We start from the raw sequence: 15,442 nt of genomic DNA, 5'->3' as shown, positions 1-15,442 counted from the left end.
CATTTTGATGGCGTTTTTGTTTCAGCCCAAAAACTTAATCATTGACAAGCCAACGATTGAACTACAATGAGAATATGTACTAATAGCCTAATAGTTGTTTATTGTGATCTATCGTATTGTTGTGTTGCTTACATTTTTGCTTTTATCTGAGTTTGCTGCTGGGCAAGACTCCTTCACTAATGACAGCGTGAATACGGTGCAGCCTGTTGGTGATTTTGAGGTGATTGCTGTTGAATATCCTCCCTTTACGACCATGGAAGAACCCGAACATGGTGTTAACTTTGTGTTGCTCGATGAGTTAATTATTCGGCATGATATGCATAAACTGACACCATTATTTTTGCCTCCTGCTAGAGCACAACTGCAAGTACAATCAGGGAGATGGTGCTTAAGTTTTTTTCCTCCACCGGAATATTTACCTAGTACATTTTTACCATTAAGCGATCAAAAAGTGATTTTGGGTCTATTTAGACGAACGGAATCATTAATGTTTGACTGGCAACATCTTTCAGATCTCAAAGGTCAGAAACTCGCTATCATGCGATACAAGCGTGAAGGGGCATTTCATAAACAGTTTATTGATGCGGGTATTGAAATTGTGCAAGTCGAGTCGTTAGCTCAAGGCTTTAAAATGCTGCAGTACAATAGAATCGATTTGGTTTTTTCAAATCAGTTTCCTGATTTTTTAAAGCACTTATCTGAGTCAGAAAGAGCGCTATATCAGTTTTCAAACACGTCGATAATGGAAGTTAGTGTTGGTGTTTATATAAACAATAAATGTCTAGAACAGTATCGAGCATTGCTTCCTAGCACATAGTTCTGTCGTAAAAAACATCAGTTGACCCTGATTAATCCCCATAAATTATCTTTTTAATCCCTTGATGTGGTAATTTGTTCGTTTGATTTTTTTAAACGGTAGATTTCATGATTGTTGGTTTTGATTACGGTAGTGCTAACTGCTCAGTGGGAATATGGGAAAATGAACAAGTTAAACTACTTCCACTGAGTGTTGATTCTAACTATCTACCATCAACACTGTATGCAATGGACCGAGAGCTCATAGCTGAAGCGGTTTACGCTGGCTTACCCGATAAGTTAAAGGCTGAATATTCTCATTTACGCAGCTCACAATTAATGCGCGCTAAACAAATTCGCCATGAACTTGATTTACTTCCAGATGAACAAGTCGTGTTTGTTGGTCAATCGGCAATCGAAGCCTATCTAGAGATGCCCGAAGAGGGTTTTTATGTTCGTTCCCCCAAATCATTTTTAGGGGCAACAGGTTTACGCCCAGAACAAGTCGCCTTATTTGAAGACATTGTGACACTGATGATGATGCACGTGAAGCAATTGCTTGACCAGCAGCTGGTTGCTAAGGGCCTGCCATGTGCAACTCACGCCATGATAGGTCGTCCGGTTAACTTTCAAGGCATTGGCGGAGAACAAAGTAATCAGCAAGCTGAAGCCATATTGACCCTAGCAGCAAAACGCGCTGGTTTTAGTGACGTGGGTTTTTTATTTGAACCATTAGCTGCAGGAATGGATTTTGAATCAACCTTAGTTGATGCTGCTAATGTGCTTGTTGTGGATGTTGGCGGGGGCACAACCGATTGTTCTTTAGTTAAAATGGGCCCCGACTTAATGGTAGCTGGCCAACGAGATAAAGACTGTTTAGGCCATAGCGGCCAGCGTATTGGGGGAAATGATTTAGATATTGCCTTAGCCATGCAAGGATTTATGCCAAGCTTTGGCAGTGGCAGTAAAATGCTTGACGGTAAGCCGATGCCGTCAAATCTATTTTGGAATGCAGTCGCAGTTAATGACATTAGTGCCCAGCGTGATTTTTACCAATTAGCGAGTAAAAAGTTAATTGAAGTGTTGATTAAAGAGTCGCAGACACCTCATATGATTAATCGGTTGCTCATATTGCAACAAAACCAAATGAGTTTTCAATTAGTGCGTCAAGCAGAGTTAGCCAAAATCGCCTTGACTCAAGCCCCCCAGCATCAGACCTATTTAGACTTTATCGAAGATGATTTTTCGGTAGAGGTCAGTGTTAAACAGTTTGAGCAAGCCATTACACCCTCGTTGAACAAAGTGAGTCAATTAATGCAACAGGCAATGACCAGTGTTGATATTGACGGCAAGCGTTTAAATAGTCCTGATATTGTGTATATTACCGGAGGGACGGCACGCAGTCCGGCTATCTATAATCAAATTGCCAACGTTTATCCTGATGCAAAAGTGGTTGTTGGTGACCATTTTGGATCTGTCACTGCGGGATTAACCCGTTGGGCACAACAATATTTTAAGGTAACTTAATGAACATGAAACTAACGTTAATATCCGTTCTTACACTTAGCAGTATGTTAATGGGGTGCAGTGATGATGTGGGCAAAGTCAGTTTAGGATTGTTTACCACGAAAGATGTGATTATTGATGCGAAACATGATCCTAAAATTCCAGGTGTGACTTGCCATATAAGTCGAATTAAAGCTGATTTAGATTTTGCTGACCCATCCGATATGGGGATCAGTTGTCGCCAAACAGGGCCTATTAGTGCCAATGATCTTGCTGATATTGACATGAGTAAAGGCGGCGAAATTGTCTTTCAAGAATCGTTAAGTATTTTGTTTAAAAGCTTAAAAGTAAGACGTATTTTAGACAAAGAAAATCAAACTTTATTGTATTTGTCATATTCTACTAAAGAAACCAATGGCAGTCATAAGCATGCACTTTCAACAGTACCTTTATATGGCACCGAAGCTTGGAATGCGTTAAACCTTGATGTTAAAAATTAATCGCATAAGTATTTGATCATCATATGAAAAATAAAGTGTTCAACATAGGGTAATATGAGCATTTTTCAATAGTATTTTCGGATTATTTATGATGTTTGTGCTTGATTAACCGTCTGCAGTTGTCACTAAACAGAATAGTAAACAAATCGTCCAGATTTGCATATCAAAAGGCTACGATTAACGTAGCCTTTTGACTTGTTTGACGTTAGTTTTTAAAGTCTGTTACTTTAAAATCTGATGATAGCGCTCAAATCCTCGTTCAAGATCGGCTATTAAGTCCTGGGTATCCTCTAAACCAATATGTAATCTGATAAGCGGTTTTGAACTGTCCCATTGGGTCGCGCTACGAATTTTATCAATACCAAACACGCCCAGAATTAAGCTTTCATATCCTCCCCAAGAAAAGCCCATTTTGAAGTGCTGCATGTTTTCAACAAAGGCTGTGACACTGCGTAAATCACCTTGCTTCAATACAAACGAAAACAAGCCATTTGCAGAAGTGAAATCTCGTTCAAAAAACTCATGTCCTGGGCAGGTATCAAATGCCGGATGACGAACATGATCAACTTCTGGCCGTTGTGCTAACCATTTCGCCACGGCTAAGCCATTTTTATGGTGTTGTGCCATTCGCACACCTAAGGTTCGTAAACCTCTAGCGGCTAGAAATACATCGTCAGGAGAGGTTGTTTGGCCCATCAAGTAGCTGTTTTCACGCAGTTGTGGCCAGTAAGTCTCATTTGCTGTTGCGGTACCCATCATCACATCTGAATGGCCAACGATGTATTTTGTCGCTGCTTGAATAGAAATATCGACCCCCATTTCAAAGGGGCGTGAGTTGATAGGAGATGCCCAGGTATTATCCAACATTACAATAATATTGCTTTCGTGTGCTATACGACAAAGCGTGGGTACATCTTGAACTTCCATGGTAATCGACCCAGGGGACTCTAGAAATAGCACTTTTGTATTTGGACGAATTAGCTCGCGAATGCCTTCACCTATCATAGGGTCATAATAGGTCGTTTCAATACCAAAACCTGCAAGCATTTTGTCACACAAATCTCGGGTCGGCTCATAGGCGGTATCGACCATCAACAGATGATCTCCCGATTTTAAAAATGACAATAAAGCGGCACTTATCGCGCCAGCGCCGGATGGGTACAAGGCTGTACCAGCACCGCCTTCAAGTTCTGCAATCGCTTCTTGGAATGAAAAATGGGTTGGGGTGCCACGGCGACCATAAAAAAGCTCACCATTAGTTTTGTTTTTAATGGCAAAACGCATGTCATCCATAGTGTCAAACACCACAGTCGATGCTCTAAACACTGGGGGATTAATGATGCCCTTGGTGTATTTCTTGTCTCTGCCTAAACTTACAATTTGAGTCGCTTGCTTACCATGTTTTGCCATTATGACTTCATCCCTTTTAACTTTATTTGGCCATCCTACCATCTATACGGCTAAATGAAAGGGGCAACAGTTGGATTTAATATTTTTACTTCGATTGAATCAGGTGCTTTCGATAATGGGCAAGGTTAAACACAGCTCAACGCCATACAGGGATGAACGGGAACCTTGATCACTTTCGGTAAAGGAAGATACATTAGTCGCTTTTATCGTACCTTGGTGAAAGTCTGTAATTAACCGTGCAATATACAAACCTAAGCCAAGATGAGGTTTATTCGACGGCGCTTGTGGTCTAATAGACACCATGGATTCAAAAATTTGTTCGCTCATATCTTGTGGCAAACTAGAGCCCCAATTGGTGACTTTAACGATGGCCTGCTTATTATGTTGATGTAAAATCACAATAATTGGACTGTCAGGCAAGCTAAATTCAATGGCGTTACAGATTAATTTGTCCATCAATTGGGCTATGTATTCAGGTACACCATCACACAGCATGCTTTTCTCTTCAATGGCTACGCTAAATATCTGTTCAGGGTAGGTCATTTGATAACCTTGCATACATCCGCTGATGACTTTATTAAGTGGGAACACACTGCGCTCGGCATGGCCTAAGCTTGCTTCAAGGTTGGTTGCTTCCGTTAAATTATTCAAAATAAGGTGAAGTTGATTGACACCATCTTGAGCTCTATCAACATATTTTTTACTCGACTTTTCTAAAGATTGGTTGCCTAGATGCTCCAAAGAACTGCGAACAACGGCCACTGGAGTACGTAACTCATGTGACAGACGAGATGACATGTTTTCTAAGTAATGCGTGTATTGTCCTAGCCTACCGACAATATTGGCAAAGCTGCGTGATAAATCACCGATTTCATCGCGGTTTCTTGAGGGGGTAATTTGTTGTCTTACACGTCCTTGACTATCAATCGCCAATTCAGCTTGATCGCGTAAGCGTCTAATGCGACTAGATATACTTGAAGCAAAAATAAACAAAGCTAAAGTGCCCATACTCATAATGGTGAGAATAACATTAAATAGCTTTTCTAACGCTCGGTTACGTAAGCTTCGAATACCGTGGGTCGTTTCTTCGGCGATAACAACCCCCATCACTTTGTCATCAATCCAAATGGGACTGGCTGCAGCTAATACCACCGCTTTGCTGTCTGGCGTTAATCGCCAAGTTGAAGCGGGTTTACCTGCTAGCGCATTTTCAATATGGCTGCCACTTAATTCAGTCGAATCTTGTAATGAGTCAATAAAGTCCTGTGGCGGGCGAGTAAGAATTTTATAATATAACGGCAATAAGTATTGTTTATGAAAATGCGACCAGGTGCTTTCGGTTTGGATATCATCTAAATCAGAGTCCCAGGCGTTATTTGATGCGCGAATATCACCAGAACGGGCTAATACTCTGCCATGGTTATCAACCACCCAAATACGTGAGCTATTGTGCCCCATGCCTTTAACGATACTTTCAATTTCAGGAGAGGGAACTAACACTGTGCCTAACTCCGCAACTGAATTGGTTGCAGAGGTACCGACAATATTTGCTAGATTGCGTGTTTCGATGTCATCTACATTATGAATGGCAAAACCAAGCTTACTGCCGATCATGTCTAACGGTACCCTGAATTCGATGATGTAACCATTGGGTGTTTTTTGCCATTGCCCTTGAATGCGATTCTCTGGAGTAACGGGCATCGATTGCGTTGGGTCGTCAGGGAGTTTAAATGCACTTAACCAACCATCTTGAGTATTGGCAATCACGTATCGGGTGAACTGATTATTCGGCGCTAACGTTGCAATCACTAAGTGATCGTTTCTGTCTACCCTTAAGCTGTTTTTACCTCGGTAGATAACCTTGTCATCATTCACTTCAAAAAAACCATACAAATAGCCTGCATATTTACCCACCATATGGGTAAAATTTAGCTTTACGACTTGTTCCTCATTTTGTTGGTAAACCACGTGTTCATTGCCATATTGCAACATGCGGTGACGATAAAGTTGCCAGTCATCTAATTTTCCGTCCAGTCGGATAGGGCCGGATAAAGGGTAAGCGTATAGATCTCGACCTTTTTGAACTTGAGTTAAAAAGCTTGCCTGATTATCAAATAGTTTTGGGCGCTCATGTAATGCTGTCGCTAAAGCCTGAGTAGTACCTTCAAGGGTTTTTTCTTGGCCATGGCGTAAGTATTTTTCCATTTCCCATACATATTCATACCCTAACCAAGGAAGGCAGAGTAAAAATAATGACAAGACAATGACTTTGGCCCTAAGCCCTAACGGCAAATACATAGTGAATTGCTTTCCTTACAGACTGTCCCAGCGATAACCCATTCCATAAACGGTATCGATGCAATTAAACTCGCTGTCGATGGCAATAAACTTTTTCCTGATCCGTTTGACATGCGATGTGATGGTGCTGTCGTCGACAAAAATTTTAGCTTCTTGCATCAAATCCTGACGACTGCGTACATGGCCTGGGTGTTTAGCCATGGCATGCACCATCCAAAACTCGGTCACGGTTAATTCTATGGGATGCTGTTTCCAGGTAACCTGAATACGGTTACCGTCAATTTGTAAATGATTGCGTACCATCAAGTTGTCTTCAATCGGGCTTGAGCCTATTAATTCTGAACGACGAAATAACGCGGCGATACGAGCTAACAAATGTGGAAAACTCACATCTTTAGAAAGGTAGTCATCAGCGCCAAGACGTAAACCACAAACGGTATCAAAATCACTACTGCGCGCGGTTAAGAAAATAATTGGTATGCTACTCGACATGGCTCTTAGGGATTGGCACAGGGTAAAGCCGCCATCAATCTCACCTTCAAGGCCGATATCAATAATGGCTAAATCGGGTAGGCGAGCATTAAAGGCCAGCATCGCTGTTGGGCGATTAGGGTAGGCTTGAACGCTGTAACCTTGTTGCTGTAACACTTCTTTATAGTTGTCACGAATAGCCGCTTCATCTTCCACAATGGCAATACGTTTCATCAATCAATTACTTCCCGTTAGCAGTTTATTGTTGTGACTATACAGCAATTTATTGCCGGTTAAAGTGTGCTAAAGCAATTGCCATATTGTTGCCACAATTGACCTTTAGATTGCCATATTTGCTCCCATAAAAAGCCATTTATTTGTTGTTTAATGATTTCATCGAATCGATAGCGACTGATATCCATCGATTTTTAACATCAATTAACAGGACACAATTATGAAAAAGCACATGATCAACGCCGCAATTATTTCATCTTTACTGATGACCAATGTAAGTTATGCCACCTCGACTAAGACCACTGAAACGCTAAAAGATCGCGAACACACTGAAGAGCTTGTTGGCCTGAGTTCAGGAGCTATTCTAGGCGCTGTGATTGGTGGGCCAGTTGGGGCATTCATTGGTGCATTAACTGGAACCTTTATTGGAAAATCTGTCGGAGATGAATCTGAAATCAATGCTCAAAAATCTATATTAGAACAACAGCAATTTGCCCTAAATGACAAAAATGCCAAATTGGCCGAGATGGATAAACAGCAACAAACACTCTTTGAGGTACAAACCGAATTAGCCCGAATTCAAGCCCATCAAGAACAAACTTTAACGGAACTGAGCATTGGCATGAATGTGCAGTTTAAAACTGGGTCAGCTCAAATTGAACCTTTGTTTCAGCAACAGCTTGATAACGTCGCTTACATGATGGCATCCATGCCAGATTTGCATGTCAACTTAATGGGCTACGCCGACCGTCGAGGCAATGATGCCTTTAATCAAGCCTTATCTGAGCAACGTTTGCTGGAAGTCATCAATTATTTGGCTGCCCAAGGAATAGATAAAACAAGATTAACAGGCCAAGCCTATGGTGCTAGCGCGCCTATGCATGAGGAACAAAATTTTGAGAATGATTTCTTTGACCGCCGAGTCACATTAAAGCTCATTTCTGAAACAGAACAACTTGCTGCCAATTAAGCATCCGTAAACTCATTTAATTAATGGAATAAACCAAAGGCATCCGAGCATGCCTTTAAGGAGCGGTTATGTTTGCAAAATTGCCATTTTTGTTTGGTTTAATTGGGTTGTTGTTACCAATTGTGACCAACGTGAGTGAAGCCTCACAAAATAGATATGTAGATGCTAGCAAGCTATCAGATGAGATAACCCAAGGCGTGGTAAGTTATCGCATTAATGGCCAAAGTAAGCAGATATTAGCTTTAGATACTCAGGTTGAAATGACAGTATCGGGATTAATCAATCGGGTTACCGTGAAACAAATTTTCAATAATATTGAAGACGGTTGGATTAATGCAAAATATGTATTTCCATTGCCAGATAATGCAGCAGTGGACGGCATGAATCTGTTGATTGGTGAGAGGGCAATTAAAGGCGTTATCAAACCTAAACATGAAGCGAAAAAAGAGTTTGAGCTTGCTAAACAACAGGGAAAACAAGCCAGCCTTATTAGCCAACAGCGCAGTAATATTTTCACTACTCAATTAGCCAATATTGGGCCGCAGCAGCAAGTCGTGGTTGAAATTACTTATCTAGAAACGCTTAGCTATCAAGATAGTATGTTTAATTTACGATTTCCTTTGGTGGTAGCGCCGCGGTATCGGCCTGATTTTCAGCGTAATGAGTATTCTAAAACACAGCAGCTAGTCGCGCCTATCCTTAATCAAGTTCAGCAACCGTCACCAAGCCATAAAGTGTCGATGAATATTAACATTGATAGCGGGTTTGGTCAGATACAGTTATCAAGTCTTTATCATGATATTCAACAACATCATCAAGGCCGACTCACTAATGTTGTGCTACAAGGAAATATACCGCTAGATCGAGATTTTGTGCTGCAATGGCATACGGATGTCGGTGAGGAAGTTGCCGCTGCAGTCTTCTATCAAACAGGTCAAACCCATCAGCTTAGTATGGGAGAAAAAGCTGAAATTTCTGATGATATTTATGCCATGGCATTGCTATTGCCTCCCAACTTAGTGCGTAAACCGCAGCATCAAATCAACCGAGAATTAATATTAGTGATTGATACTTCTGGCTCAATGGCTGGAGAGTCAATCAAGCAAGCTAAACTGGCCTTGAACTTAGCGTTAAGCACACTTAACCCCAAAGATAGCTTTAACATTATTGATTTTAATTCAAGTGCTCAATCGTTATTTGCTCAGGCACAAGTTGCAACTAACGCTAACTTAATAAAAGCTAGCCGATACATTGCTGCGTTACATGCTGACGGTGGGACTGAAATCGCCCCAGCCTTGGACAAAGCTTTGGCATCCACAATCAATATTGAACAGCAACAGCCGAAATTAAGACAGGTTATTTTTATAACTGATGGCGCAGTGTCAAACGAAGCGCAATTATTCGAACAAATATCCCATCAATTACACGACGCACGTTTGTTCACAGTGGGTATTGGCTCTGCACCTAATTCACATTTTATGAAAAGAGCGGCGACGATCGGCAGAGGCACCTTTACTTACATTGGTAAGTTAGAAGAAGTTGAACTGCAAATGACTCAGCTGATTGAAAAAATAAGCCAGCCTGTGCTAACCGATGTTGAGTTATATCATCTCGATGGCAGTATTCCTGATTATTGGCCTGCTGATATTAAAGATGTTTATCAACAGTCTCCTGTAGCGATAAGTTTTAAACTTCCAGCAGAACAATTACAGCCGGTGATTATCTCAGGACAAATTAATGGTCAATATTGGCAAACCCAACTGGATTTCAATACCGCTGAAGCCGCCGTTGGTCTTGATTTGGTATGGGCAAATGCAAAAATTACCTCGTTAGAAATGAGTCAAGACTCCGTTAATCGCTCACGTGTCGAGAAACAAATTGAAGCATTGGCATTGCAGTATCATCTAGTGAGCAGCGCCACCAGTTTATTGGCCGTGGATGTCACGCCAATAAATCCTCACCATGTAGATAAAGGCGAGCATCAGCTGGGACAATTAATGCCCGCAGGTTGGCAAATTAACTCTATTCAACAAGGATTTTTACCGCAAACCGCAACGGCCAGCAAATTATGGTTACTGGCTGGGTTAAGTTTATTGGCCTTAACCTTGCTGTTTGGTTTGTGGTTAAAAGGCAAGTTACCCGGACAATTATTTATTATTCAGTCTTTGGATGCAGACCATGTTTAATTTGTATTTAAAACAGTTGTTTAGCATGAAAGGTGAAAGGGGCAATACATTACAATGGCTAGCTTTTGGCATTTTGTTATTGCTTGCTTCGATAATGATAATTAAAGGCGGTTATATGCAGGCTAAAGCACATTTTGCTCAATATTTAATTGAACGAGCATTTATACAAACATTAGTTGATAACAAACCCCATAAACCTTGGTCTTGGGCTGATACACACCCTGTGGCTAAAATGCGTTTTATGAACCCTAAGCTCAAGTCTGTTGAAAATGATCTTTATATATTGGCAGGAATGTCAGGACGCACCCTAGCTTTTGGCCCAGGTTTGTTTTTAGGTGGTGCGGGAGCTGGTGAGCAAGGCAATACCATCATTGCAGGCCATAGAGACAGTCATTTTTCTAGACTTAAATATTTGCAACTGGGAGATGTCATCGAACTGCAAAACACCCAAGGCAATTTAACTCAATATCGCGTGACAGATCTACGAGTGGTACACGAGTCGCAAGTAGAGGAAATGGCAAAAACAGAGGATAGCCGATTAACATTAATTACCTGCTATCCATTTGAGTCTTTATCCGCTAATGCAAACCTTCGTTATATTGTTGAAGCCAAGGCTATGCCTGCAGGACCTAAAAGTTGGATCTAAAGGATAGATTTAACTAGAAATGGGCATCACACGATTACGGCCAAGACGTTTTGCTTCATATAGCAGTTTGTCAGTGGCTTCAATCAGTTGACCGGCATCTTGTTTTGGTTGCCACTGTGCAACGCCAAAAGAGGCAGTGATAGAGTCAATGACTTTGTCGCTGCGTCTATCTTTTACACTGAGTTTTTCCAGAGCTCTTCGAACGGCTTCTGCAAGGTGACGGGCGACTCTTAATTGGCTTTTAGGGACGATAATAGCAAATTCTTCACCACCAAATCGATATAACTTTATGCCATCGCGACACGCTTCTTGAACACGTTTTGCAACCGTTTTTAATACTAAGTCACCCAGCTGGTGGCCAAAGTTATCATTAAATTTTTTGAAATGGTCAATATCAATCAAAATCAGGCAACAGCCCTCAGGAGCCAAGTCTATTTGAGCATTAATATCTTCATCAAAAGCACGCCGATTAAGTACATTGGTAAGCGCATCATATAATACATCTTTTTCAGACTCAGCGAGGCGGGTTTTAAGTGAATCAATTTCAGATTGCGCTTTTTGTAATTGCTGGGTAAAGCTTACCGTACTAGAACGAATGTTAGCTGACTCTTTAACGATATTTCGGACAACACCAATCACCTGTTCCAATGAAAAACCTTGATTTTCAAGATCGGCTAAACGCGTAAAGTCCTTATCAATTTGTGCTTGGAATGTCGCTGTATCTGAATTGGTATCTTTAAGTGATTGAGATAAATCACATACCATAGCATCAAGATTTTTACGCATATCACGAACGTCAAGCTCAACAGGGTCGGCAACATGCTTACGGAACAATAACTCACTTGTTACAGGCGAACAGCTTTGATTTTGTTTAATGGTGGCATCAAGTTCAGCATTTAATTGGGGGTTTTGCTCACTGACATAAGCATACCAAAGGGCATAGTTAGTGGGTGTGGTAGGAATTTGATATTTCAGCATTAAAGGAACTGCTTTTTTTAAGTTCGCAGCTGCAAGCTGTAAAAGCGAAGTTGACATATTGATTCTCTAATTGCTTATATAAAACATATTAAAAATATAGCAGTAAAACAGTCAGTTGTAACGGCAAAAAAAAAGCATCCCATGATGCTTTTTATAAAAATAATGGCTTAGAATGTGTATTGCACTGAAATCATTGGCCCTGTGAAGCTGTAATTAATATTGTAGTCTGCAATATTCACATCTTGTTCCAATACCGATAACGTTTGTTCATAATCAACATCAACTTCATAGTAGTTAAAGCCTGCCGTTAATGACCACTCATCAGATATTTTTGTTTCGACAATGGCGCGTACATCAATGAGTGATCCTTTCACTTTATTATATTTTAATGCGAAATATTGAGCATGGGCTTTAAATACCCAGCCTGGTGAAAACTCATAAAGGCCATACAAACCAATATCAGGCAAAGGTGCCGTTACACTGTTATCTACTACACGTGGCGTGCTAATGACTTCATCACAATATTTTGCTAATTCGCTATTAGGGACACATATACCTATGTTGCCTTCAAATGCTGTTTTCACAAACATGGTATGCAAGCCAATGCTTGCGCCTACAATATAATTACTGCCCTGAATAAAATCATAGCCATAACCTAAACGCAAAATATCGAGGTCTAATGTTGTACGTAAACTGATACCCGCTTCTACATCATAAACAGTGTCATCAATAGTGACTTGAAAATCTTTTTCAATAGAGGGTGATTGAGCGGTACGATGCAGTGATTTCCAATCGAGATAGATATTATGTCTTTGATTAAATGAATATGTGAATTCAAAAAAGGGTAAAAACTGTTTTTCTTTGAGGTTTAAATCATCCTCAAAATCTAATGGGAAAGTACCGCCATTTTTAGGATTAGTGACGACCATGTAAGAGTCAGAATTGGCGTAAAAACCACCGATGTTAAATGTGTATTGGTCAGGTAATTTAGCCGGTTCAGAACTGTTATCTGCACTTGCCCATACCAATGAAGGTAAGATGAGTAAGAGACAGGACATCAGGGGTTTGAACATAAATAAACTCCGCATTTTTATTATTATGGTTATTGCTCTTTGGACAATAATCTTTTTGTTTACTTGCCGAGTGTTTCGAACTAAGTCGAAAGTGCATTAAATAATGCAAAACTCTAAAAATGTAACTGCAAGGTAGTAATTGTTAAAGCAGATGATGATTAAAACATCACTAGAACACGCTAATCATATTAGCATTATGTAAGAAAGTGTAAATGATTTGTTTCGATAAGATTGCTTTAAATCAATGTTTTTGAGTATTTAATCATCAAATGGTGATGTGTTAAGCATTTTTTAATAAAAAGCGCTATCTGCAAAGTGCAACATTGCCTAGTTTATTAGTATTGAAGGATTTCATCGCAATAAAAAAGAGCTCTAGAGCTCTTTTTTGTAGGTAAATTTTAAACATCATATGAAGCAGTTAATCGTTACTATCGGTAACTTCTTCATCGTCTGCAGCATCATCAGAAATATCATCAAAATCAAGTTCAATCTCTACTTTAGAAGACTGCGCTGGTGCATGAATTGTACCTACAACTGCATAAAAAGGTTTCCCTTTAGCAAGTTTGGTGTATTTTGCCCACAATAACTCTAAAGGTGTTGTTGGTAGAAGTTGACCTTGTGCGACTTGAACAAATTGATCTTCGTCAGCTGTACAAGGTCGTTGGGTACCTTCCATTAAGTTCTTCAATGCTTGTCCATGTTGCTCAAGCAATTCAGCCTCTTTATTGGTAAAGTCTCCACAACGCTTAAAACCTTTAGGGAAATTAGCATCATCGTAAAAACGTTTGTTGCTGGTAAAACTAGCACTGCCATTGGCTATAGCGTCAATACTGGCAGCGATATTGGTATATGATTGCTGTGACATGGCATTTACCTATAAGATTGAGTGAACAAGGATTTCAATTGGATTATTGGTCAGGTTGGAATTTTTTTAAATCAAAATATTTTGACCATTTCGGTGAAGAATTTTTATGGATACGGATTTATTAAAGACCTTTCTTGAGGTGTCAAGAACACGCCACTTTGGTAAGGCTGCTGAGAATTTATTTCTTACCCGCAGCGCTGTGAGTTTTAGGATAAAACAATTAGAAAGCATTCTAGGTGTCGAGTTGTTTGAACGCTTGCGTAACAATATTCAACCCACTCCGGCAGGAGAAAGAATGCTTGGTCATGCAGAGGCTGTGCTTACCGCCTGGGAAAGAGCTAAACAAGATGTTAGCTTGCATCAAAGTCATTCTTCACAGCTTTCGTTAAGTGCTGGACATAATATTTGGGATAGCTATTTACAGCATTTTTTTCAGCCTTTGCATCAAGGTCTACCTGGTATATCACTAAGAACTGAGGTCATCACTGCGCAAGCTATGACTCGTCAACTATTAGAGCGAAGTGTTGATATAGCGATTAGTTTTGACCCTCCAAAACTAGAAGATGTTGAGATTATTAAGTTAATGGATGTGAGTTTGTGCCTTGTGTGTCATCAACCGAACATGTCCCTTAATGATATTGAAACCCTCAATTATATAAAGGTTGATTGGGGAACTGCATTTAACATTACCCATGCGCAGAGTTTTTCAATGTTACCTGTTCCTGCACTGCATACTACCTCTGCCAGAATTGCGCTAGATTTTTTGTTGAATAACGGTGGCAGTGCTTTTTTACCGAGTAACTTTGTTGCGCCTTATTTAGCGTCTAAGCAATTATATGAAGTGAAAGATACCATCAGCATTGAGCGTAACGTATATGGTGCATTTTGGATTGGGAATGAACGTCGCGTTGCAATTGAAAAGGCTTTATTAATATTAAAAGGGGCGATTTAAAATGGATTACGCCTGCTAGGACTACTTTACCGAATGAAACAAAAACCGTTAAGGTAATTTTTGGGTTTCATTCATAAAAAGTATTAAAAAAATACTGGTCCTAAAATAGCAATCCAGCTAATCGCACAAAAAACTAAACTTAAGAAAACGGCAGCAGAGGCGATGTCTTTAGCTTGGCCACTTAATGGATGAATTTCACCACCAAATCTGTCAACAACCGCTTCTACGGCTGAGTTGAGTAACTCAACAATTAACACTAAAAAAAGCCCTAAGATCAGCATTAAACGTTCAACGGTGCTGACATCGACTAACAAGGCTACAGGCAGCATAATCACGGCTAATGCCAACTCTTGCCTAAATGCTGCTTCACATTTAAATGCAGATTTTAACCCCTGTATTGAAAAGCCCGTCGCTCTGATTATTCGTTTAATTCCATGATTATTCTGAGGTTTCATTTAAGCCTACATAATGTACTACACTAAATTATTGGCAAGTATGCCATCATTACTAATAATTGTTAACTAGGGACTCATCCTTGTTAGATTTTGTTAATAACTA

Annotated in this window: 14 protein-coding genes; 7 read left to right on the top strand and 7 right to left on the bottom strand. The window is 40.1% G+C overall.

What is annotated here, in order from left to right; genetic code table 11:
- Positions 1–103: 103 nt before the first annotated feature.
- The 3 genes from ORI98_RS03700 (at position 104) to ORI98_RS03690 (ending at position 2,801) form a co-directional block, all read left to right on the top strand.
- Positions 104–817: a hypothetical protein gene (locus tag ORI98_RS03700; protein ID WP_306134288.1), complete on the top strand. Its 714-nt coding sequence runs from the start codon at positions 104–106 to the stop codon at positions 815–817.
- Positions 818–924: 107 nt separating this feature from the next.
- Positions 925–2,322 (top strand): molecular chaperone, encoded by a 1,398-nt coding sequence (gene yegD / locus ORI98_RS03695; protein WP_306134287.1) that lies wholly within the window; start codon positions 925–927, stop codon positions 2,320–2,322.
- Between the two features lie 5 nt (positions 2,323–2,327).
- Positions 2,328–2,801 carry a CreA family protein gene (locus tag ORI98_RS03690; protein ID WP_261298596.1) on the top strand — a complete coding sequence of 158 codons (474 nt, stop codon included), beginning with the start codon at positions 2,328–2,330 and terminating at the stop codon, positions 2,799–2,801.
- 222 nt (positions 2,802–3,023) lie between these two features.
- Here the strand turns inward: ORI98_RS03690 and ORI98_RS03685 are convergent, their stop codons facing one another.
- The 3 genes from ORI98_RS03685 to pdsR all read right to left on the bottom strand — a co-directional run bounded on the left by ORI98_RS03685 (position 3,024) and on the right by pdsR (position 7,214).
- Positions 3,024–4,211 (bottom strand): cystathionine beta-lyase, encoded by a 1,188-nt coding sequence (locus tag ORI98_RS03685; protein WP_261298559.1) that lies wholly within the window; start codon positions 4,209–4,211, stop codon positions 3,024–3,026.
- 99 nt (positions 4,212–4,310) lie between these two features.
- The gene (gene pdsS, locus ORI98_RS03680; protein WP_306134286.1) at positions 4,311–6,509 is read right to left on the bottom strand and encodes a proteobacterial dedicated sortase system histidine kinase; all 2,199 of its coding nucleotides are present in this window, start codon (positions 6,507–6,509) and stop codon (positions 4,311–4,313) included.
- A 15-nt stretch (positions 6,510–6,524) separates the two neighbouring features.
- Entirely contained in the window at positions 6,525–7,214 is a 690-nt protein-coding gene (gene pdsR, locus ORI98_RS03675) for a proteobacterial dedicated sortase system response regulator (RefSeq protein WP_261298561.1), read from the bottom strand.
- Positions 7,215–7,434: 220 nt separating this feature from the next.
- On the opposite strand from pdsR, the gene pdsO reads away from it, so the two are divergent.
- The 3 genes from pdsO to ORI98_RS03660 all read left to right on the top strand — a co-directional run bounded on the left by pdsO (position 7,435) and on the right by ORI98_RS03660 (position 11,016).
- Positions 7,435–8,184 carry a sortase-associated OmpA-like protein PdsO gene (pdsO, locus tag ORI98_RS03670; RefSeq protein WP_306134285.1) on the top strand — a complete coding sequence of 250 codons (750 nt, stop codon included), beginning with the start codon at positions 7,435–7,437 and terminating at the stop codon, positions 8,182–8,184.
- A 68-nt stretch (positions 8,185–8,252) separates the two neighbouring features.
- The gene (locus ORI98_RS03665) at positions 8,253–10,370 is read left to right on the top strand and encodes a marine proteobacterial sortase target protein (RefSeq protein ID WP_306134284.1); all 2,118 of its coding nucleotides are present in this window, start codon (positions 8,253–8,255) and stop codon (positions 10,368–10,370) included.
- Entirely contained in the window at positions 10,363–11,016 is a 654-nt protein-coding gene (locus ORI98_RS03660) for a class GN sortase (protein WP_306134283.1), read from the top strand. The genes ORI98_RS03665 and ORI98_RS03660 overlap by 8 nt, the downstream gene beginning before the upstream one ends.
- A gap of 9 nt (positions 11,017–11,025) precedes the next feature.
- Here ORI98_RS03660 and ORI98_RS03655 read toward each other — a convergent pair whose 3' ends face one another.
- From ORI98_RS03655 to ORI98_RS03645, 3 genes are all read right to left on the bottom strand, one after another.
- Positions 11,026–12,051 (bottom strand): GGDEF domain-containing protein, encoded by a 1,026-nt coding sequence (locus tag ORI98_RS03655; RefSeq protein WP_261298565.1) that lies wholly within the window; start codon positions 12,049–12,051, stop codon positions 11,026–11,028.
- Positions 12,052–12,161: 110 nt separating this feature from the next.
- Positions 12,162–13,067 (bottom strand): hypothetical protein, encoded by a 906-nt coding sequence (locus tag ORI98_RS03650; RefSeq protein WP_306134282.1) that lies wholly within the window; start codon positions 13,065–13,067, stop codon positions 12,162–12,164.
- Between the two features lie 418 nt (positions 13,068–13,485).
- A complete protein-coding gene (locus tag ORI98_RS03645; protein WP_306134281.1) occupies positions 13,486–13,932 on the bottom strand; it encodes a DUF413 domain-containing protein in 447 nt (148 codons plus the stop codon).
- 106 nt (positions 13,933–14,038) lie between these two features.
- On the opposite strand from ORI98_RS03645, the gene ORI98_RS03640 reads away from it, so the two are divergent.
- Positions 14,039–14,884 (top strand): LysR family transcriptional regulator, encoded by an 846-nt coding sequence (locus ORI98_RS03640; RefSeq protein WP_261298568.1) that lies wholly within the window; start codon positions 14,039–14,041, stop codon positions 14,882–14,884.
- Positions 14,885–14,967: 83 nt separating this feature from the next.
- Here the strand turns inward: ORI98_RS03640 and ORI98_RS03635 are convergent, their stop codons facing one another.
- The gene (locus ORI98_RS03635; protein ID WP_261298569.1) at positions 14,968–15,339 is read right to left on the bottom strand and encodes a diacylglycerol kinase; all 372 of its coding nucleotides are present in this window, start codon (positions 15,337–15,339) and stop codon (positions 14,968–14,970) included.
- Between the last annotated feature and the right edge of the window lie 103 nt (positions 15,340–15,442).

It is taken from the genome of Shewanella sp. ULN5, from assembly GCF_030731885.1.
Classification (GTDB): Bacteria; Pseudomonadota; Gammaproteobacteria; order Enterobacterales; family Shewanellaceae; genus Shewanella; species Shewanella holmiensis.
This window is presented reverse-complemented; position numbering and strand designations above follow the sequence as displayed.

Coding starts and splice junctions, on each gene's coding strand:
- yegD (WP_306134287.1), top strand. CDS start 925: ATGATTGTTGGTTTTGATTACGGTAGTGCTAACTGCTCAGTGGGAATA.
- ORI98_RS03690 (WP_261298596.1), top strand. CDS start 2,328: ATGAAACTAACGTTAATATCCGTTCTTACACTTAGCAGTATGTTAATG.
- ORI98_RS03685 (WP_261298559.1), bottom strand. CDS start 4,211: ATGGCAAAACATGGTAAGCAAGCGACTCAAATTGTAAGTTTAGGCAGA.
- pdsS (WP_306134286.1), bottom strand. CDS start 6,509: ATGTATTTGCCGTTAGGGCTTAGGGCCAAAGTCATTGTCTTGTCATTA.
- pdsR (WP_261298561.1), bottom strand. CDS start 7,214: ATGAAACGTATTGCCATTGTGGAAGATGAAGCGGCTATTCGTGACAAC.
- pdsO (WP_306134285.1), top strand. CDS start 7,435: ATGAAAAAGCACATGATCAACGCCGCAATTATTTCATCTTTACTGATG.
- ORI98_RS03665 (WP_306134284.1), top strand. CDS start 8,253: ATGTTTGCAAAATTGCCATTTTTGTTTGGTTTAATTGGGTTGTTGTTA.
- ORI98_RS03660 (WP_306134283.1), top strand. CDS start 10,363: ATGTTTAATTTGTATTTAAAACAGTTGTTTAGCATGAAAGGTGAAAGG.
- ORI98_RS03655 (WP_261298565.1), bottom strand. CDS start 12,051: ATGTCAACTTCGCTTTTACAGCTTGCAGCTGCGAACTTAAAAAAAGCA.
- ORI98_RS03650 (WP_306134282.1), bottom strand. CDS start 13,067: ATGTTCAAACCCCTGATGTCCTGTCTCTTACTCATCTTACCTTCATTG.
- ORI98_RS03645 (WP_306134281.1), bottom strand. CDS start 13,932: ATGTCACAGCAATCATATACCAATATCGCTGCCAGTATTGACGCTATA.
- ORI98_RS03640 (WP_261298568.1), top strand. CDS start 14,039: ATGGATACGGATTTATTAAAGACCTTTCTTGAGGTGTCAAGAACACGC.
- ORI98_RS03635 (WP_261298569.1), bottom strand. CDS start 15,339: ATGAAACCTCAGAATAATCATGGAATTAAACGAATAATCAGAGCGACG.